This window comes from Paracoccus ravus, assembly GCF_004522175.1.
GTDB classification, from domain to species: Bacteria; Pseudomonadota; Alphaproteobacteria; order Rhodobacterales; family Rhodobacteraceae; genus Paracoccus; species Paracoccus ravus.
This window is the reverse complement of record NZ_SDEB01000010.1, coordinates 1-17,993: the sequence shown is the minus strand read 5'-3', so window position 1 is coordinate 17,993 and position 17,993 is coordinate 1. Positions and strand designations below refer to the sequence as shown.

Here is a 17,993-nt window from a genome sequence, read left to right as displayed (position 1 = left end):
CCATGTGCAAGGCCTGCAACTACACCATCCACGGCGCGCAGCATCATTTCGGCTGGGACAATTCCCTTGCCCCCGCGCAGCGCGCCGATCCGGGATCTACGATCCTGTTTCACTGCCATGATTCATCGGCGGGCCAGCTTGGCCCGTCCTCGGTCCTTGCCGATGTGACGGCGCTGGATTTCGGCAAGATCAATCCCGTCTCGGGTCCGATCTTCGTCGAGGGAGCCGAGCCGGGCGATGCGCTGAAAATCACCATCGACAGCTTCGCCCCGCAGGCGCAGGGCGGGCGCGGCTGGGGCTGGACGGCGAACATCCCGGGCTTCGGGTTGCTCGCCGACCAGTTCGCCGATCCGGCGCTGATCATCTGGGATTATGACCCGGCGACGCTGGCCCCGGCGCTTTGGGGAAGTGCCGCGCGCATTCCGCTGAAACCCTTTGCCGGGACCATCGGCTGCGCCCCAGCCGAGGCAGGGTTGCATTCGGTCGTTCCGCCGCGAAGGGTCGGCGGCAATCTCGATATCCGCGATCTCGCAGCGGGGACGACGCTTTATCTGCCGGTCGAGGTCGCCGGGGCTTTGTTCAGCGTCGGCGACACCCATGCCGCGCAGGGCGATGGCGAGGTCTGCGGCACGGCGATCGAAAGCCCGATGGATGTCGTGCTGACGCTGGATCTGGTCAAGGGTGCCAACCTGAAGCTGCCGCGCTTCACCACGCCCGGGCCGGTGACGACCCATCTGGACGCCAAAGGCTATGAGGTCACGACCGGCATCGGTCCCGACCTGATGTCGGGCGCGCGCGACGCGGTCTCGGGCATGATCGATCTCTTATGCGCGACGCGCGGCATGTCGGCGGTCGAGGCCTATATGCTTTGCTCGACCTGCGGCGACCTGCGCATCTCGGAAATCGTCGACATGCCGAACTGGGTCGTCAGCTTTTACTTCCCGCGCGCCGTCTTCGAATGATTTCGGCCGCCCAAACGGGGGTGCCTGCACCCGTGCTTTCGGTCCGGGGCCTGACGGTCTCGGTCCGGAACGGGGACGGTCCCGCACTGGTCAGGGATCTGAGCTTCGATCTGGCCCCCGGCGAGACTCTCGCGATTGCCGGGGAAAGCGGTTCGGGCAAATCGCTTACCTCGCTTGCGATCATGGGCCTTTTGCCATCGGCGCTACGGTCCGAGGGAGGGCAGGTCCGCTTCGACGGGCGCGATCTTCTGACCCTGCCCGAAAGCGCCCTGCGCGACATTCGCGGCGGGCGGATCGCGATGATCTTTCAGGAGCCGATGACCAGCCTGAACCCGGTCATGACCATCGGCGCACAATTGGTCGAGGCGCTCGATGCCCATGAAACTGTGTCTCGATCCAAGGCGCGCGCGCGCGCTCTGACGGCTCTTGTCGCGGTCCGGATCTCGCAGCCCGAGCGGCGGATGGGTCAATATCCGCATGAATTGTCGGGCGGCATGCGGCAAAGGGTGATGATCGCCATGGCGCTCCTGCTCAGACCCGCCGTGCTGATCTGCGACGAGCCCACGACCGCGCTTGACGTGACGGTGCAGCGCGAGGTTCTGGACCTGCTGCGCGACCTGCAGCGCGAAACCGGCACGGCGCTGATCCTGATCACCCATGACATGGGCGTGGTGGCCGAGATGGCCGATCGCGTGCTGGTCATGCGCGCCGGACAAATGGTCGAGCAGGGCCACGTGCGGCAGATCTTTTCGACCCCGGCGGCAGATTATACCCGCGAATTGCTGGCGGCCGTGCCCCGGATGGGCAAGGGCTGCGGGGCGCGCCCGGTCCCGGCCTCGGCCCCCGTCGCGGTGCTGAGGGACGTTTCGGTCCGTTTCGATATTCGCAGCGGTCTGACGCGACGCGTGACCCACCGCGTTCATGCCGTGGAATCCGTGAGCTTCCAGATTCTGCCCGGCGAGACCTTTGCGCTGGTCGGCGAATCCGGCTGCGGCAAATCGACCATTGCCAAGGCCATGGTCGGGCTGGTCCAGCATGACGGGCGGATCGAACTTGCAGGGCGGCTGCGTGGCAGTCTGGACGCCCAGGGCCGCAAGGCACTCTGCCGCGATGTCCAGATGGTCTTTCAGGATCCGATGGCCGCGCTTGACCCCCGGATGCGGGTGGGCGATCTGGTTGCCGAACCCCTCCAGATCCACGCCATCGGCACGCCCGCTGAACGCCGCGCCCGGATGTTCGAGCTGTTCGATCTTGTCGGCCTGCCGCGCGACTCTGCGGAACGCTACCCGCATGAATTCTCGGGCGGGCAGCGGCAGCGCATCTGCATCGCCCGCGCGCTGGCGCTGCGGCCCCGGCTGATCATCTGCGATGAAAGCGCCTCGGCGCTGGATGTCTCGGTCCAGGCGCGGGTACTGGCGCTGCTCGACGAATTGAAGCGCGACCTCGGCATCGCCTATCTCTTCATCAGCCATGACATGGCGGTGGTCGAGAATATCGCCGACCGCGTCGCGGTCATGTATCTGGGTCAGGTGGTCGAGATGGGCTGCCGCGCGCAGATCTTCGGCAATCCGCAGCATCCCTATACCCGGCGGTTGATCGAGGCCGTCCCGGCGCCCGACCCCGACCATCTGCGCCCCGCGCATCTGCGCCCCGCAGGCGAGGTGCCGAGCCCGATCCACCCGCTTGGCGCGGGGCCGGTCCGGATGGAACTGCGCGATATCGGCGGCGGTCATCTTGTCGCGCTGCCCTCCTCCACCATGGAGAGCGCCGCCTGATGCATCGCTATCGTTTCGTCCTGTTCCGTCCGCTGCAATTCCTGCCGGTGCTTTTCGGCATCTCGGTGATCACCTTCGTCCTGGTCCGGCTGATCCCCGGCGATCCGGCGCGGATCCTGCTGGGCACGCGCGCGACACCCGCCGCGATCGCCAATATCCGCGCCCAATACGGGCTCGATGACCCGATCTGGGTCCAGTATCTCTATTTCATCAAGAACCTCCTTGCCGGAGAGATGGGCCGCTCGACGCTTTACAAGATCGACGTGCTGCGCCTGATCGGAACGCGGATCGAGCCGACGCTGGCCCTTGTCGGGATGGGCGTGCTGCTGGCGCTGATCATCGCCCTGCCCTGCGCGGCACTTTCGGCCCGGCGGCAGGGCCGCATCGCAGATCACGCCGTCCGGCTGGCCTCGACCGCCGGGATCGGCTTTCCGTCCTTTTGGCTGGGAGCCATGCTGATCCTGCTGTTCTCGGTCAGGTTGGGCTGGCTGCCGGTCTCGGGCTATGGTCAGGGTTTCGCCGACAAGCTGGTTCATCTGGTCCTGCCCGGCCTGACCATTGCGCTGTCGCTCTCGGCGGTGCTGACCCGCTCGCTGAGGGCGGGAATGATCGCGGGGCTGCAATCCGACATTGCCACGGCCGCCCGCGCGCGTGGCCTGCCCGAAAGCGCGGTCTTCTGGCACCATGTCGTGCCGAATGCCTTGCTGCCGACCGTCAACCTGCTGGCGGTCAATATCGGCTGGCTGATCGGCGGCACGGTGGTCGTGGAAAGCGTCTTTGCCCTGCCGGGACTGGGACAGCTGATGGTGCGGGGGATCTTTACCCGCGATTACATGGTGGTGCAGGGCGTCGCCCTGACATTCGCCTGCGCCACCGTGCTGATCAATTTCCTGGCCGATATCGTCACGGTCGCCCTTGATCCGAGGGTCGAGCTATGATCCGGACCGCCGATCTTTCGCTTCTGCCGCGCTGGAGCCGCCGCTTCGGCCGCCGCCCGATGCTGGCCGCGGGCATTGCGATCCTGACGGGCTTTGTCGTGATGGCGCTGGCGGCGGGGCTGATCGCGCCCCATGATCCGATCTATCAGGACGCGGCGGCGCGGCTGCAGCCCCCTTCGCTGGCCCATCCCTTCGGCACCGACAATTTCGGGCGCGACGTGTTCAGCCGGGTGATCTGGGGCGCAAGGATCGACCTGCAGATCGCGATCATCGGGGTGATCTTTCCCTTCCTGATCGGGACCGTCGTGGGCACGGTCGCGGGGTTCTTCGGAGGCTGGGTCGATGCGCTTTTCATGCGCATCATCGATGTGGTGCTGGCCTTTCCCTTTCTTGTGCTGATGCTGTCGATCATCACCATCCTGGGTCCGGGGTTGAGCAGCTTCTACATCGCCATGGCGCTGGTCGGCTGGGTCAGCTACGCGCGGCTGATCCGGGCCCAGATCCTCGTGCTGAAGACGCAGGATTTCGCCGTCGCCGCGGCGAGCCTGGGTTTTTCGCGGCTCAGGATCATGTTCGGGCATCTGCTGCCGAACGCGCTGGCCGGTTCGCTGGTCTTTATCATGTCGGATGCGGTGCTGGTGTTGCTCAACGGCGCGGCGATCAGCTATCTGGGGCTGGGCGTGCAGCCCCCGGTCGCGGAATGGGGCGTCATGGTGGCCGAGGCGCAGGGCTTCATCACCCAAGCCTGGTGGATCACGCTTTTCCCCGGCCTCGCCATCGTCGCGCTGGCTTTCGGATTTTCCCTGACCGGCGATGCGCTGGCCGACCTGATGGGGATACGGGAATGACGCCACTGCTGTCCATCACCGAACTTTCGGTCGCCTTCCGGCAGAACGGGATCGAGCGCCTGCTGCTGGACCGGATTTCCCTGCAACTCGGCAAGGGCGAGATCCTTGGCCTGGTCGGGGAATCCGGTTCGGGCAAAAGCCTGCTCTGCCGGACGGTGATCGGGCTGCTTCCCTCGCGGAACCTGCAGGTCTGCGGCGGATCGGTCCGGCTGGAAGGATCCGAGATCCTGCGGGATGCCGCGATCGACAAGATCCGCGGGCGCCGCATCGGCATGATTTTTCAGAACCCGAGCAGCCATCTCGACCCGGTGATGCGGATCGGCCGCCAGATCTGCGAGGGGCTGGCGCTGCATCGCGGGTTGCGGGGGCGCGCCGCGCGATGCGAGGCGATCACGCTTCTGGATCAGGTGGGATTTCCCGATCCTGCCGCCGCCTTCGCCAGCTATGCGCATGAATTCTCGGGCGGGATGCGACAGCGCGCGATGATCGCCATTGCCCTGGCCTGCGACCCCGAGATCCTGATCGCGGATGAGCCGACCACTGCGCTTGACGTGACCATCCAGGCCCAGATCCTGCGCCTGCTGATGGATCTGCGCGCGGCGCGCGGCCTGTCGATCATCCTCATCACCCATGATCTGGGCGTCGTCGCCCAGACCTGCGACCGCATCGCGGTCATGCGCCATGGAAGGCTGGTCGAACAGGGGGAAAAGCGCGCCCTGCTTGCCGCGCCCGGCCATCCCTATACGCGCGAGCTGATCGCCTCGCATCCTGCGCTGACCAGCGGGGACGTCCCGCCCCTGCCCTCGCACGGCCATGCCCGTCCGATTTTCGAGGTGAACGATCTTGAGGTGGCCTATCCCGGCGGCGGTTTCCTTCGCCGCGGCACGGGGTTTCGTGCCCTCAGGGGCGTGTCGCTGCAGATCTGGCCCGGCGAGACGGTCGGCATTGTGGGCGAATCCGGTTCGGGCAAAAGCACGCTGGCGCGGACGCTGATGGGTCTGATCCCGGCAAGCGCCGGCAGCGTCGCCCATGACGGCGAGGTGCTGACGCTCCGCCACATGGCCGCTCTGCGCCGCCTTCGCGCCGAAGTGGCGATGGTCTTTCAGGACCCGTTCAATTCGCTCAATCCGCGCAAGACGATCGGGGAAACCCTGGCCGAGGTGCTGCGCAGCCGGGGCCTGACCGAGCCGAAACGCGTCTCGGCCCGCATCGACGAGTTGCTCGACATGGTCGGGCTTGAGCGCTCCTTCGCGTCGCGGCGGCCGCGCAGCCTGTCGGGAGGGCAATGCCAGCGCGCGGGAATCGCGCGGGCGCTGGCGGTGGAGCCACGCGTGATCATCGCCGATGAATGCGTGGCCGCGCTCGATGTCACCATCCAGTCTCAGATTGTCGCGCTTTTCCGCAAACTGGCCGCGCAGCATGGGCTGACGCTGATCTTCATCGCCCATGACCTTGCCATCGTGCGCAACCTCTGCGCCCGGACCGTGGTGATGCATCGCGGCGAGATCGTCGAGGACGGCCCCTCGGCCGCGGTCTTCGACCATCCCGCAAGGGATTACACGGCGGCGCTGATCGCCGCGATACCCGATATCGACCCGGACCGACCGATGAACGGCGGCCTTTCACCAACCAGCCAACGGGAGTTGACGACATGATCACGAACTGGGCCAAGGCAGCATTGCTGGGGCTGATGACATCGACCGCGCTTGTTTCGGTTGCCGAGGCGGGGGGCGTCCTCAGCATCGGCCGGCGCGAGGATTCCAGCACCTTCGACCCGATCGCCACCGCGCAGAACATCGACTTCTGGGTCTTTTCCAATGTCTTCGACGTGCTGGTGCGGGTCGACAAGGCGGGACAGGAACTGCTGCCCGGCCTTGCGGAAAGCTGGGAGGTCTCGTCCGACGGGCTGAGCTATACGTTCCATCTGCGACCGGCGAAATTCTCGGACGGCACGGCGGTGACCTCGGAGGATGCCGCTTATTCGCTGACCCGCATCCGCGACAGCGAGCTTTCGCTCTGGTCCGACAGCTACAAGATCATCAAGGACATCCAGACCCCCGACCCCCAGACGCTTATCGTCACGCTGAGCGGCCCCTCGGCTCCGTTCCTGTCGACGCTGGCAATGCCCGGGGCCTCGATCGTCTCCAAGGCGGCGATGGAGGCGCTTGGCCCCGAAGGCTTTGCCGAAAAGCCCGTCGGCTCGGGGGCGTTCATGCTTGACGAATGGCTGCGCGGCGACCGGGTGAAGCTGAAGAAGAACCCCGAATATTGGGATGCGGCCAATGTCGATCTGGACGGTGTCGAGTGGCGCTCGATCCCGGATGACAATACGCGGATGCTGGCCGTGCAGGCGGGCGAGCTGGATGCGGCGATCTATGTCCCCTTCTCGCGCGTGGCCGAGTTGCAAAAGGATGATAACCTCGCCGTGGTGATCGACCCCTCGACGCGCGAGGATCACCTGCTGATGAACCAGGAACATGCGCCCTTGGACAATGCGAAGGTGCGCGAGGCGATCGACTATGCCATCGACAAGCAGGCGATCATCGACACCGTGACCTTTGGTCTGGGCGAGGTGGCGAATTCCTACATCCCAAAGGGCGCGCTTTATCACAGCGACGAGAATGGCGCGCGTCCCTTCGACGCCGAAAAGGCCAAGGCGCTGCTGGAAGAGGCCGGGACAGGCCCGCTTTCGTTCGATTATGTCGTGAATGCCGGGAACGAGGTCGACGAACAGATCGCTGTCCTTCTGCAGCAGCAGTTGGGCAATGTCGGCATCACCCTGAACCTGCAAAAGATCGACCCCAGCCAAAGCTGGGACATGCTGATCAACGGCGAATATGACCTGTCGGTGATGTATTGGACCAATGACATCCTCGATCCCGACCAGAAGACCACCTTCGTTCTGGGCCATGATGTCAACATGAATTACATGACCCGCTACAATAACGAAGAGGTCAAGAACCTCGTGGCCGAGGCCCGGCTGGAAATGGACCCCGCCAAGCGCGAGGCGATCTATGCCGATATCCAGAAGCTGGCCAAGGCCGATGTGCATTGGATCGACCTCTATTACAGCCCCTATATCAGCGTGACCCGCAAGGGGATCGAGAATTTCGGCCAGAACCCGCTGGGCCGGTTCTTCCTTGAAGACACGGTCAAAACCTATTGAGTGCATCGGGGGCGGCGCGGGACCCTGCGCCGCTCCTTCCGGATATTTCATGAATGGTGACATGATGAGCCAGATCGACCTTGCCGCGCTCGACGCCGCGTTGAATGCCTTGCCCAAGCGCTTTCCCGGACCGGGCGGTGTCGCGGGCATCGTCAAGGATGGGCAGGTCGTCGCGGCGCGGGCATGGGGCTATGCCGATCTGGACAGCGCCCAGCCCATGACAGGCATGACGCGGCTGCCGATCTGTTCGATCTCGAAACAGTTCACCTGCGCCGTCCTGCTTGCGACGCAGAAGGACCCCGCGCGGCTTGACGCCCGCGTGGCCGAGTTCCTGCCGAATTTCAGCGGCCCCCTGCCCAGCATCCGCCAGCTTTGCGACAACCAGTCCGGGCTGCGCGACTACTGGGCGCTGACCGTCCTGCAGGGCGGGCTGGCCGAACAACCCTTCCGCCGCGAGGATGCCCTGCCTTTGCTGGCGCGGATGAAGACCGGCCATTTCCCCCCCGGCACGCAATATTCCTATTGCAACTGCAATTACCGCATCCTCTCCGAATTGATCGAAAGCGAGACCGGCGAGGCGCTCAGGGAACTCTATCGACGCCTGATCTGGGAGCCGGCAGGGATGAAGACCGCGACCCTGACCTCGGATACCAGCCGGCCCGAGGATGGCGTGGTGGGCTATGAGGGCAGCGACGCGACCGGCTTCTTTCCGGCGCAGAACGCGATCTACTGGATCGGAGATGCGGGGATCTCGGCCTCGCTCGAGGATATGCTGGCCTATGAGGCCTGGATCGACGCCACCCGCGAAGATGAGACGAGCCTTTACCGTCGTATTTCGGTTCCTCCGCGCTTCGCGGATGGGACGCCCGCGCGCTACGGCTATGGTCTGGCCCATGTCACGATCGGGGATCATGCCTTTACCGGCCATGCCGGGGCGCTGCGGGGGTTTCGCGCCCAAAGGCTTTATTGCCGCGACGCGCGGATTTCGGCAGTGGTGATCTTCAACCACGAGGCAGACAGCTTCGCCGCGGCGGCCGGCCTTCTCAAATCCGCGCTGGGTGTGGCCGAGGAACCCGCGTCGCCTGTTCCCGATGGCTGGGACGGGCAATGGATCGGGCCGAACGGATTGCTGAGCCGGGTCGATTCCGCGCGGAACTCGGCAAGGCTGCGTCATGCCACCGGGGCCGAGACGCTGACAGTTTCCCCCGATGGCACATTATCCGCCCCGACCGTGATCCTGACCCGCGCCGGCGAAGCGCTTTCGATGCAGCGTCCCGGCGACAATCTGACCGCCTTGCTCGCGCCGCTGGCCGTGGTCGATGCGGCGGATGGAACCGAGATTGCCGGGCGCTACCATTCCGACGAGCTTGAGGCCGCGCTTGAGATCGAGGCGCGCGACGGTGCCGCCTATGCCCGTTTCGACGGGCTGCTGGGCCGTGGCCGGATGGAGCGCATGGAGCCCGCAGGCAAGGATGCCTGGCTGATCGCCACCCGCCGCTCGATGGACGCACCCGCGCCCGGAGACTGGACCCTGCTTGTCGAACGCGACGATCAGGGCCGGGTCTCGGGATTGACGCTGGGCTGCTGGCTTGCCCGCGAAATCCAATATTCGCGCAACTCGGGGGCGTAGGACGAAGCTGCCTTGCACCCAAGATGCGGGCCTCGGACGCTTTCGACAGGACAGGCGTGTCATGGTCCTTTGCCGCAGAATGTCGCACCATATCGCGACCGCCTGCGCGTGACCCGACCCAGAGCGCCTCGGCCCGCAAAGCGTAGGGCGCTAGCGCAATCGCCTTTCACGCTTTCGGCGGCCCCACCACGATCTAATCTGGCGGGCGCACAGTTCAATCGGCCGCACTCTTGGCTGCTCGGGCGCGTCTGAGACATGCAAACCGCGCTCTGCCGCAACGATGCATCGAAGATGCGGCGGTCGCGGCAATAACCGTCACCTTCAGTCCCGCGATATCCGCGATATCCGCGATATCCGCGATATCGCGAACCTCCTGGGCCCGGATCTGGAAGCGTCGCAAATGTTTGCAGACCTTTCGCGCATCCACGTGATTTCCTGATTTGAGCGGCGTCTGCACCGTGAGCCTGCCTGCCTCTCCCAGTTCGGCGTCGCCCGTTTCACTGTCCCCGACCGCAAAGGTGATCAGTCGATCTCGCACGCGACAGGTCAACAGGATGTCCAGCACATAGACCGGCTCAAGGCTCAGATTGCCAATCAGAAAATGGCCCGACACCGCGCTCGGTCCGCCGATCGTGATCAGGATTTCGGTCCGGCGCTGACGACGAAATCCCGAGACGAGGATATGCAGATAAACCACCCAGACAGCGGCGGTGACGATCCCCAGAGCGGCTTGCATTCCAACATGCTGCCCCGTCTCGCATCTCCGGCCCTCGGGTTGCGAGGGATGAAGGGGAACGGATGGCGCACTGTTCCCCCCTTTGCCCGCCGCGCCGCGCGTTTCGCGCTTGCCAAGCAGCCGATGTGAACATGCCGCGCCGTCGCAAGACCATATGTGGCGCTGCTGAGTAACGCGCCCGCGAGATGCCCGCGTCCTTCCCCTCGCAGGTCGGCCTCAGGGTCGGAGCTTGCCTTTCGCGGCAGGGTGACGCAAGCTTCGGGAAGTCAAAAATCTGCTGCCAAACGCTGTTGTCTCTCACGCTGACCAAGATCCGACAGGAAGCCCTGCGAACCCGTCCAACCATGGGCGCGGCCCCGGAATCTGCATTTCTGCCATGAATTTCCTTGTCTCGGTCGAAACGATCCGGCCAGCGGTGAAGCCACCCGTCACTCACGGCGCAGCGCAGCCTGTCCGGACCGGTTCCGGGCCTGTCCGCTGCCGCCTGTCAGATCCTGCAGCCCGGTCGGGCGCAATGCGCAACGGCCCGGAGGTTCGTCATTCCTGATCTTCTGACCCCGTGGCGCAGCGTCGCCGCTGCATTTGCCCTGAATGGCGTGCTGCTGGGTGCCTGGGCATCGCGCATCCCGACTTTCGTCGACAGACTTGACCTGAACGAGCGTGGCCTCGGCATCCTGCTGCTGGTGATGGGCGTGGGGGCGCTGGTGTCGTTTCCGCCGGCAGGACGCCTGTCGGATGCCTATGGTGCGGTCCGGGTAACGCGCTGGATCGCCTGCGTCTATCTTGGCTCGATCCTGCTGGTGGGGCTGAGCGGATCCCCGGTGGCGCTGGCTGTCGCACTTTTCGCCTTTGGGTTCTGTCATGGCTCGATGGACGTGGCGATGAACAGCTGGGCCAGCGAGGTCGAGCGCCATATGGGCCGGACGGTCATGTCATCCTTTCATGCGATGTGGAGCCTTGGTGCCGGGCTGGGCGCGGCGGGCGGCTACGCGGCGACCTCACTCGGGCTGGGGACCGGGGTCCATTTTCTGCTGACCGCGCTGGTCACGGCGATGGTCTTTGGCCCTTTCCTGCGCGCGCCCTGGCATTCCACGATCCGTCGCTCTGCCCGAAAGGGTCCGGCCTTTGCGCTGCCACGCGGGCCGCTGGTTCTGGTCGGGTTGATCGCGCTTTGCGGCGGGCTGGGCGAAGGTGCCGTGGTGGACTGGAGCGCGGTCTACCTGCGCGATGTGCTGGGCATGGCAGAGGCACAGGCGACCCTGGGCTATGCCGCCTTTTCCGCCACCATGGTCATCATGCGGCTGTCGGTCGACCGGATCGTGCCCCGCCTCGGAGCGGCTGGCGTCGTGCGGATCAGTGGCGCTCTGGCCGCCTGCGGCTATTTCATATGTGCCGTGACCGACCACTTCCCGCTGGCGCTCTTGGGTTTCATTCTGATGGGCTTGGGCTATGCGGCAGTGATCCCCATGGCCTTTTCGCGCGCCGCGAATGACGCCGAGATCCCCCCGGGCCAGGCCATCGCCTCGGTTGCGACGCTGGGCTACGGCGCAATGCTGCTGGGTCCGCCCGCAATCGGCCTTGTCGCCCATGCCACGTCACTGCGGGTCTCGTTCCTGATCGTGGGCGGTTTCGCGCTGCTGGTTGCGGGCCTGTCGGGCGCGCTTCGCCCCGCAAGCCACGCGGAGCAAAGCACGCGCGTCCCGTCAGGCAACGGCACGAGATAGGGCCTCCGTCGGCCTGGCCCCGAGCCAAGCCGACATCGCGACGGATCACCGCCCGCGCCGGTCATCTCACCACGAGGTGAAGCCGCCATCCAGAACCAGATTGGCCCCGGTCATGTAGCTAGAGGCCTCAGAGCCGAGGAATTGCACGATCGGGCCGAATTCCTCGATCTCGGCTTGACGCCCCATTGGCACGCGCTCAAGAAAGGCGTCAATGAATTCCTTGTCGAAACTGCCGGTCTTGACCCCGCCAAAAGTCACCAGATTGACGCGGACGCCCTTCTTGGCCCAATAGGTGGCGAGGTAACGGGTCATGTTCAGAAGCCCCGACTTGGACGCCGCATAGGAAATCGCCTTGATAAAAGGCTTGCCGTCGCGTTTCTCGCGATAGGCGTAAAGCGCTTGGTTCGGCGAGACCATTCCATACATCGAGCCGACCATGATGATCGAGCCCCTGCCCGCCTCGGCCATGCGCGAACCGACGACCTGCGTCGTCAGCATGACCCCGGTCAGGTTCGTGTCGATGACCTCGTTCCAGTATTTCTGCGGATAATCCTCAAAGGGGGCGTTCTGGTCGGCATCGCCATTCGGCTTGCTGTCGATCCCGGCATTGTTGATCAGGATATGCGGCACGCCCCAATCGGCGATCAGATCTTCGGTCGCGCGCTCGAGCGCGGCTTTGTCGGTGACGCTGGCGACATAGACGCGGATGCGCTCGGAATGGCCGGGGAATTTCTCGGCGATCTGCTCGGGGCTGAATGGGCGGCGGCTGAAGATCGCGACCCGGGCTCCGCCCTCGGCCAGGGTCTTGCAGAATTGCGTGCCAAGCTGGCCCAGACCGCCGGTCACGACGGCAATGCGGTCCTCGATCGAAAAAGCCTTGGTCATCCGTTTGATCCTTTCTGAATGGTCGAAGCGCCGGCGGGCAAGGCCGGCTTGCGCCGAAGCGCGCGCAAGAGGGTGAAGAGGACGATCAGGCAGACCAGCGCGCCAAGCGCGGCGGCAACCGGACGCTCGAAGAAGCCCAAGAGATTGCCATGCGAGATCTGCATCGACATGATGAAGTTGCGTTCCAGAACCGGCCCCAGCACCAGCCCCAGAATGACGGGGGCGATGGGGAACTGGTTGCGTTCCATGACATAGCCGACAAGTCCGGCCACGATCATGGTGCCGACCCCGAACAGGCTGTTATTGACGGCATAGGACCCGACGAAGCAGCAAATCAGGATCATCGGCACGATCACCGAACGCGGCACCGACAGGACGCGCCTTGCGGCCTTGATCGCGAAATATCCCAGCGGGAAGAGCAGCAGGTTCGCCACGAAGAAGCTGAGGATGATCGCGGTCGGCATGACCGGGTTCTCGACGAAAAGACGCGGGCCGGGCGCAACGCCCTTCATGAAGAGGACGCCCACTGCAATCGCGGTCACCGCGTCGCCGGGGATGCCGAAGACCAAGGCGGGTATCCAGGCGCTCGACAGGCCCGCATTGTTCGACGAAGTGGCCTCGATCAGACCCTCGGGGTGACCGGTGCCGAATTTCTCGGGGGTGCGGGAAAAGCGCCGGCTCATGCCATAGGCGATCCAGGCCGCCAGATCGCCCCCCACCCCCGGCAGGGCCCCGATGGCCGAACCGAGCGCGGTGCCGCGCAAGAGGCTCATGGGATAGCGCGCCACCAGCGAGAAGATGCCGCGATACGGACGGTAGACCTCGCCCTTGGGCGGGGCGGGCAGATCGAAGGCGCTGGCCGAGAAACCGCGCAGGATCTCGGACATGGCGAACATGCCGATCATCACCGGGATGAAGCTGACGCCTCCGGACAATTCGACGCTGCCGAAGGTAAAGCGCGGCTGGCCGGTCGTCACGTCAAGCCCGACGGTCGAGACGAGCAGCCCGAGCACGAGCGAGACGCCGCCCTTTGCTGGTTGCGGGCTGCTGACCAGCGCGCAGGTCAGAAGGCCGAGGCAGGCCAGCCAGAAGAATTCGAAGCTGGAAAAATTCAACGCGACCCGCGCCAGAAGCGGCCCCGAGACCAGCAGCACGAGCGCACCGATCAACCCGCCCGTCGCCGAGAAGAAGAAGCCCAGCGACAGGGCCTCGCTGGCCCGGCCCTGCCGCGTCATTGCATAGGCCTCGTCGGTATAGGCGGCCGAGGCGGGCGTGCCCGGGATCCGCAGCAGAACGCCGGGAATATCGCCGGCCGTGATCGCCATCGCCGTCGAGGACACGATCAGCGCAATGGCCGGCAGCGGGTCCATGTAGAAGGTCAGCGGCACCAGGAGCGCCGTGGCCATGGTCGCGGTCAGTCCCGGCAAGGCCCCGATGAAGAGTCCATAGGCCGCCCCCAGAACGATTGCGGCCAGCACCTTGAATTGCAGGACTTCCACCAGAGCCAGGGAAAGCACGTCCGGATTCATCATAACGCGCCCTCCAGCACCCCGGCCGGCAGATCGACGAACATGACACGGGTGAAGGTCAGATAGAGGGTCAGGACGAAAAGCGGCGCGACCAGGGCCACCGTCACGGGCCGCGCGCCCATCAGCAGCATCAGCCCGGACATGAAGATGATGCCGAACAGGGGAAAGCCCAGCGGCTCGAACAGGAAAAGCCCCGCGCAGAGCCCGCCAAGAACCCAGAGGGCCGACGCAAGATTGCGCGGCGAGACCCGCCATTCATCAAGGCTGGCCCAGGGCCCGCCCTCGCGCAGTCCCGAACGTGTGAGGGCCGCCCCGAACAGCACGAGGCCGCCGCCGCAGATCACCGGCATGAGATCCGCCCCGAAGCGCACCCCCGGCACATCGGGGATCCGCATCGCGGCAAGGATCACCCCAGCCCCGAGCAGGATCAGCCCGGGGCCGACAATTCTGTCGCCCAGTTTCATCGCCCCGCCTTACTTGGCCAGGCCGGCGGCGGTCATCGCCTCGCCCAGACCGGCGGCGGCGGTCTCGACCGTCGCCTGAAAGGCCGCCGCGTCCTGATAGGCGACCGAGAAGCCGCGCGAAGCCATGAACTTCTGGAATTCGGGCTCTTCGGTCAGATCCTTGAGCGCGGCCCCGACCTTGGCGACCACCTCATCGGGCAGGTCCTTGGGACCGGCAAGGCCCCGGAACGGCAAGGGCGACCAACTGATGTTCAGCGCCTCGTCTGCGGTGGGCAGGTCGGGGTAAAGGCCGCTGCGCTCACCCGAGATCAAGGCAAGGGTCTTGGCCTCACCGGCATCGACCAGAGCGCGCGCCTCGGCGGGCGAGGTCGAAACCACCTGCACCGCGCCTGCGGCCAACTGCTGCAATGCCGGTGCCGAGCCGTCCGAGGCAACCCAATTGGCCTTGAGCGGATCAACGCCGACCTTGCCCAACATACCGACCCAGGCCAGATGCGACAGCCCGCCCCGGTTCGCGCCCGACGCGGCCAGCGCGCCGGGATCCGCCTTGACCGCCTCGACCAGGCTGTTCAGGTCGGCATAGGGCGCATCCGCCCGCACGTTGACCGCGATCGGATCGGCGTTGAACCGGCCGAGATAGGTAAAATCCTCTGGCGCGACACCTGCGAGGCCTTGGGACTTATACATTGCACTTTCGATGGTGATGACGCCCAGCGTGTAGCCGTCGGGCTTGGCCTGAACGATCGCGCTATGTCCGACCAGACCGCCGCCCCCGGTCCGGTTGACGACGTTGAAGGGCTGGCCGAGGCGCTTCTCAAGCCCCTCCGCGACGGCACGCGCAGTCGCATCGGTGCCGCCGCCCGCCGACCATGGGACAATGATCGTCACCGCCTTTTCAGGCCATTCGGCCAAAGCGGTGGTTGCCGTCAAAGTCAGCAGCACGCCCGCCGTGCCCAGCACGCGCCCGACAAGCCCGGAAATCCTGGATGTCATGGGTCTCTCCTCCCCCTTGATGATGCGTATCGCGGCCTCCTTACCGCGACACTTGACATATGACTTATGTCACAAGTAGCGTAACCCTGCCGCGACACTCGCGTCAACCACGCAGTTCGCGGCCCGGAACACAGAAAAGCAAGGAAACCACCCATGAAGGCCGCCCCGCAGATCGCGCAACGCGACCGCCTGCATGCGACCGTCTCGGCCGCGATCGAGGCGCGCATCCTTGGCGGCGAGTTGAAGATCGGGGACAAGCTCGATTCCGAAAGCGCGATTGCGCGCGAGTTCGGGGTCTCGACCCGCGCCGTCCGCGAAGCGATCCAGACGCTTGAAACCAAGGGCCTTGTCCAGCGCCGTCATGGCGACCGCACGACCGTGGTGCGCGAAGATGTGGGCGAGTTTCTGGGCACTTTGGCGGTCACGGTCCGGCAGCGCCTGTCCAGCGACCCGGCCTATCTGGAAGAACTGATGGCCGCCCGCCGGATGATCGAAAGCGAAGTGCTGGACATCCTTTGCGCCGGATCGGACCCGATTGCGCCCGCCGTCACCGAGGCGCTTGAACGGATGCGGCAAGCGCGGGATCGCGGCGATTTCCCGGCCTTTGTCGATGCCGATGCGGGCTTCCATCTGGCGTTGGTCCATTCTGCCCGCAATCGCATTCTCTCGATCATCTACGACAATTTTGCAGCCCTCATCGGCGAGGTCATCCAACTGACCAGCCGCGTGCCCACCAAATCCCTGGCCGCGGCCTATGACGAGCATGCCGAAATCTACGACTGCCTGCGCAAGGGTGACGAGGTCGGGGCCAAGGCCCTGATGCGCGCGCAGATCGACAATAGCGCCCGCTATTTGCGGATCGCCATCGACAAGGCCCACGAGGAGGAGACGGGGAATGCCTGATTTCGATTATTCGGATACTGATTGGGACGCCATCGCACGCCTGTCCAAATGGTATTCCGGCGATATCCACGACAGCATGGAGGCGCTTGGCCTCTGGGGCCATCTGGAAGGGATCCGCCTGCTGGGGGCGCTTGGCGAGGGCGAAGTCGTCTGCGGGCCAGCGGTGACCGTGCTCTTCGGCCCCTCGGATCGCAAGGGTGAGCCGCAGGACGTCTATCACCACGCCATCGACAATGCGCCCCAGGGCGGTATCCTCGTCTGCGACGCCTCCTGCGCGCCCGGCTCATGTTCGGGCGAGTTGATGAGCAGCGGGGCCAAGACCCGCGGAGCGGCCGCAACGATCGTGAACGGCACCGTCAGAGACCTCGCGCAGGTGCGCAGGCTTGGCTATCCGCTCTTCGGTCTTGAGCCCAGCCCGGTGGGCGTGACGGGCAAGAAAGAACCGATCAAGGCCCAGGTCCCGATCAGCATCGGCCGCGTCACGATCCGGCCGGGTGACGTGATTTTCGGCGACATCGACGGCGTTGTCTGCATTCCGAAGGAGCACCTAGCCGCGGTGGCCGATCAGGCGGACCTTCTTGGCAAGCACGAGGCCGCGGCGCGTGACCGGATTCTTGCCGGCGAGCGGCTTCAATCCGTCTGGCCGGCCTGACACAGGGGCCGAATTCGAATGGCCGGACCGTCAGGGTTCACCCCGGGCCATACGGCAAGGGGAGGATCTGGGATTGTCCCGCCAGCCATGCGCGGCGAAGACCCGCATTGCCGCGCATGGCCGACAAGGCTCGCTCTGTTCAACTGCTCAAAGGGTTCCGCGAGGCCGGACAATCGCAAGCGGCGGGCGAAAGCATTCGGCCCGCTGGCAGTCCGGTCCCGACCTTCGATGGATCGGATCGGCGATGCGTAGGTCTGGCTCTGACGTCCAGACCTGCAGTGTGGGGCTGCTGAAGAATGCAGCTTTCACGCGTGGATCCTCATTCGCATGCCGCCACGCAGCTGTGCGAGCGGGAGGTCGGTTTTGGCGGCAATTGATGGCGCCATGGGCGGCTTTGGGTCGCGGAAAGATGGCGCTGCGCAAGATTTCAGAGATCATGGCCGCGAGCCGCTTGAGATTGATGGCTGCAGCGGTGAGGAAGGCCATCCGCATATTTTCGAGCCCGCGCCGCATCGCGCGGGCGAGGCCGTGCCAGGTCTTTGCCTCGCCATGGAAGCCTTCGGACCGCCAGCGATGCCGCCGATAGAGCCGATTTTCTTCCTCGCCCCACCGTTCCCGCCGCCGTCGCGCCCTCAGGAGAGCGGGATAGTCGTGAACGATCACGACTGCCCGGGTCTTGCGTTATGGGGAAAGGCACATGGCCGCGAGATCGCATCCTGCACAGTCCCGCACCTTGGTGGCGAAGAACCTGCCGTGACCGATCCTGGTCTTCGTCGGCCGAAGGATCC

The 17,993-nt window shown here is 65.2% G+C and carries 15 protein-coding genes and 1 pseudogene; 10 read left to right on the top strand and 6 right to left on the bottom strand.

Features of this window, described 5'->3' with window-relative positions; genetic code table 11:
* The first annotated feature begins 2 nt into the window (after positions 1-2).
* The 7 genes from ESZ60_RS09930 to ESZ60_RS09900 all read left to right on the top strand — a co-directional run bounded on the left by ESZ60_RS09930 (position 3) and on the right by ESZ60_RS09900 (position 9,319).
* Positions 3-962 (top strand): acetamidase/formamidase family protein, encoded by a 960-nt coding sequence (locus ESZ60_RS09930; protein ID WP_134680425.1) that lies wholly within the window; start codon positions 3-5, stop codon positions 960-962.
* Complete coding sequence (locus ESZ60_RS09925) at positions 959-2,737, top strand: ABC transporter ATP-binding protein (RefSeq protein ID WP_134680424.1); 1,779 nt, start codon at positions 959-961, stop codon at positions 2,735-2,737. Before ESZ60_RS09930 ends, ESZ60_RS09925 begins: the two co-directional genes overlap by 4 nt.
* Positions 2,737-3,675: an ABC transporter permease gene (locus ESZ60_RS09920; RefSeq protein ID WP_134680423.1), complete on the top strand. Its 939-nt coding sequence runs from the start codon at positions 2,737-2,739 to the stop codon at positions 3,673-3,675. The genes ESZ60_RS09925 and ESZ60_RS09920 overlap by 1 nt, the downstream gene beginning before the upstream one ends.
* Entirely contained in the window at positions 3,672-4,523 is an 852-nt protein-coding gene (locus ESZ60_RS09915) for an ABC transporter permease (RefSeq protein ID WP_134680422.1), read from the top strand. The genes ESZ60_RS09920 and ESZ60_RS09915 overlap by 4 nt, the downstream gene beginning before the upstream one ends.
* The gene (locus ESZ60_RS09910) at positions 4,520-6,178 is read left to right on the top strand and encodes a dipeptide ABC transporter ATP-binding protein (RefSeq protein ID WP_134680421.1); all 1,659 of its coding nucleotides are present in this window, start codon (positions 4,520-4,522) and stop codon (positions 6,176-6,178) included. The genes ESZ60_RS09915 and ESZ60_RS09910 overlap by 4 nt, the downstream gene beginning before the upstream one ends.
* Positions 6,175-7,689 carry an ABC transporter substrate-binding protein gene (locus ESZ60_RS09905; RefSeq protein ID WP_134680420.1) on the top strand — a complete coding sequence of 505 codons (1,515 nt, stop codon included), beginning with the start codon at positions 6,175-6,177 and terminating at the stop codon, positions 7,687-7,689. Before ESZ60_RS09910 ends, ESZ60_RS09905 begins: the two co-directional genes overlap by 4 nt.
* Before the next feature lie 64 nt (positions 7,690-7,753).
* Complete coding sequence (locus ESZ60_RS09900; protein ID WP_134680521.1) at positions 7,754-9,319, top strand: D-aminopeptidase; 1,566 nt, start codon at positions 7,754-7,756, stop codon at positions 9,317-9,319.
* A gap of 214 nt (positions 9,320-9,533) precedes the next feature.
* Here the strand turns inward: ESZ60_RS09900 and ESZ60_RS09895 are convergent, their stop codons facing one another.
* A complete protein-coding gene (locus ESZ60_RS09895; protein ID WP_134680419.1) occupies positions 9,534-10,055 on the bottom strand; it encodes a hypothetical protein in 522 nt (173 codons plus the stop codon).
* Positions 10,056-10,651: 596 nt separating this feature from the next.
* Here ESZ60_RS09895 and ESZ60_RS09890 point away from each other — a divergent pair.
* Positions 10,652-11,779, top strand: coding sequence for an MFS transporter (locus tag ESZ60_RS09890; protein WP_245155651.1), 1,128 nt, complete (start codon positions 10,652-10,654; stop codon positions 11,777-11,779).
* A 66-nt stretch (positions 11,780-11,845) separates the two neighbouring features.
* On the opposite strand, the gene ESZ60_RS09885 is transcribed toward ESZ60_RS09890, so the two are convergent.
* The 4 genes from ESZ60_RS09885 to ESZ60_RS09870 are packed head-to-tail and all read right to left on the bottom strand — an operon-like array spanning position 11,846 to position 15,650.
* Entirely contained in the window at positions 11,846-12,664 is an 819-nt protein-coding gene (locus ESZ60_RS09885; RefSeq protein ID WP_134680417.1) for an SDR family oxidoreductase, read from the bottom strand.
* The gene (locus ESZ60_RS09880) at positions 12,661-14,196 is read right to left on the bottom strand and encodes a tripartite tricarboxylate transporter permease (protein ID WP_245155650.1); all 1,536 of its coding nucleotides are present in this window, start codon (positions 14,194-14,196) and stop codon (positions 12,661-12,663) included. Before ESZ60_RS09880 ends, ESZ60_RS09885 begins: the two co-directional genes overlap by 4 nt.
* Positions 14,193-14,657, bottom strand: coding sequence for a tripartite tricarboxylate transporter TctB family protein (locus ESZ60_RS09875; RefSeq protein WP_134680416.1), 465 nt, complete (start codon positions 14,655-14,657; stop codon positions 14,193-14,195). The genes ESZ60_RS09880 and ESZ60_RS09875 overlap by 4 nt, the downstream gene beginning before the upstream one ends.
* 9 nt (positions 14,658-14,666) lie before the next feature.
* Entirely contained in the window at positions 14,667-15,650 is a 984-nt protein-coding gene (locus tag ESZ60_RS09870) for a tripartite tricarboxylate transporter substrate binding protein (RefSeq protein WP_134680415.1), read from the bottom strand.
* 153 nt (positions 15,651-15,803) lie between these two features.
* Between ESZ60_RS09870 and ESZ60_RS09865 the strand changes: the two genes are divergently transcribed.
* Both ESZ60_RS09865 and ESZ60_RS09860 read left to right on the top strand, forming a co-directional pair.
* Complete coding sequence (locus ESZ60_RS09865) at positions 15,804-16,553, top strand: FadR/GntR family transcriptional regulator (RefSeq protein ID WP_134680414.1); 750 nt, start codon at positions 15,804-15,806, stop codon at positions 16,551-16,553.
* Positions 16,546-17,205: an RraA family protein gene (locus ESZ60_RS09860; protein ID WP_134680413.1), complete on the top strand. Its 660-nt coding sequence runs from the start codon at positions 16,546-16,548 to the stop codon at positions 17,203-17,205. The genes ESZ60_RS09865 and ESZ60_RS09860 overlap by 8 nt, the downstream gene beginning before the upstream one ends.
* A gap of 420 nt (positions 17,206-17,625) precedes the next feature.
* Here the strand turns inward: ESZ60_RS09860 and ESZ60_RS09855 are convergent.
* Positions 17,626-17,993 (bottom strand): annotated as a pseudogene (locus ESZ60_RS09855) (transposase); the annotation flags it as partial.

Excerpts from the sequence above, each read along its gene's own strand:
- ESZ60_RS09930 (WP_134680425.1), top strand. The coding sequence starts at position 3 with ATGTGCAAGGCCTGCAACTACACCATCCACGGCGCGCAGCATCATTTC.
- ESZ60_RS09885 (WP_134680417.1), bottom strand. The coding sequence starts at position 12,664 with ATGACCAAGGCTTTTTCGATCGAGGACCGCATTGCCGTCGTGACCGGC.
- ESZ60_RS09910 (WP_134680421.1), top strand. The coding sequence starts at position 4,520 with ATGACGCCACTGCTGTCCATCACCGAACTTTCGGTCGCCTTCCGGCAG.
- ESZ60_RS09920 (WP_134680423.1), top strand. The coding sequence starts at position 2,737 with ATGCATCGCTATCGTTTCGTCCTGTTCCGTCCGCTGCAATTCCTGCCG.
- ESZ60_RS09860 (WP_134680413.1), top strand. The coding sequence starts at position 16,546 with ATGCCTGATTTCGATTATTCGGATACTGATTGGGACGCCATCGCACGC.
- ESZ60_RS09880 (WP_245155650.1), bottom strand. The coding sequence starts at position 14,196 with ATGATGAATCCGGACGTGCTTTCCCTGGCTCTGGTGGAAGTCCTGCAA.
- ESZ60_RS09900 (WP_134680521.1), top strand. The coding sequence starts at position 7,754 with ATGAGCCAGATCGACCTTGCCGCGCTCGACGCCGCGTTGAATGCCTTG.
- ESZ60_RS09895 (WP_134680419.1), bottom strand. The coding sequence starts at position 10,055 with ATGCAAGCCGCTCTGGGGATCGTCACCGCCGCTGTCTGGGTGGTTTAT.
- ESZ60_RS09925 (WP_134680424.1), top strand. The coding sequence starts at position 959 with ATGATTTCGGCCGCCCAAACGGGGGTGCCTGCACCCGTGCTTTCGGTC.
- ESZ60_RS09875 (WP_134680416.1), bottom strand. The coding sequence starts at position 14,657 with ATGAAACTGGGCGACAGAATTGTCGGCCCCGGGCTGATCCTGCTCGGG.
- ESZ60_RS09915 (WP_134680422.1), top strand. The coding sequence starts at position 3,672 with ATGATCCGGACCGCCGATCTTTCGCTTCTGCCGCGCTGGAGCCGCCGC.
- ESZ60_RS09870 (WP_134680415.1), bottom strand. The coding sequence starts at position 15,650 with ATGACATCCAGGATTTCCGGGCTTGTCGGGCGCGTGCTGGGCACGGCG.
- ESZ60_RS09865 (WP_134680414.1), top strand. The coding sequence starts at position 15,804 with ATGAAGGCCGCCCCGCAGATCGCGCAACGCGACCGCCTGCATGCGACC.
- ESZ60_RS09905 (WP_134680420.1), top strand. The coding sequence starts at position 6,175 with ATGATCACGAACTGGGCCAAGGCAGCATTGCTGGGGCTGATGACATCG.